This is a genomic window from Acetomicrobium sp. S15 = DSM 107314 (assembly GCF_016125955.1).
Lineage (GTDB): Bacteria > Synergistota > Synergistia > Synergistales > Thermosynergistaceae > Thermosynergistes > Thermosynergistes pyruvativorans.
Window position 1 is genome coordinate 1 of record NZ_JADEVE010000322.1, and the last position, 395, is coordinate 395.

Sequence of the window (395 nt, forward strand, 5' to 3'; positions counted from 1 at the left end):
CTCGTAGCCCAGCCATATCCTGAGCCATGGAGACCAGCGCAGCCCCCAGCGACTCTCGAGGTCGGCATCGTTAACTTCAAGCACCCACTCGCCGTATAGTTCGACATCCCAACCGGAAAGGGGTTGCGCAACGACACTAAAGAGGCAATATCCTTAGGTTTTGAAGGGAAATATGCTATTAGTCCACGACAGGTAGGTATCATCAACGATCTGTTCACACCACAGCCAGCCGAAATAGAGCGGATGCGGAAATATGCAGAAGCTAACGAAGAGGCCGACAGGCGCAGGAAGGAGCTGGCCGATGCGCGCAACGAGGCCGACTCGTTGATATATAATACCGAAAAGCTCCTTAAAGATCTCGGCGACAAAGTCACGGCGAGCGAAAAGGTTCAGGT

1 protein-coding gene is annotated in these 395 nt (G+C 53.2%); it reads left to right on the plus strand.

Annotated elements, in window-relative coordinates; all coding sequences use genetic code 11:
• Positions 1-123 precede the first annotated feature (123 nt).
• On the plus strand, positions 124-395 hold a 272-nt coding region (locus EZM41_RS14390; RefSeq protein WP_342449287.1), incomplete at its 3' end, for an Hsp70 family protein.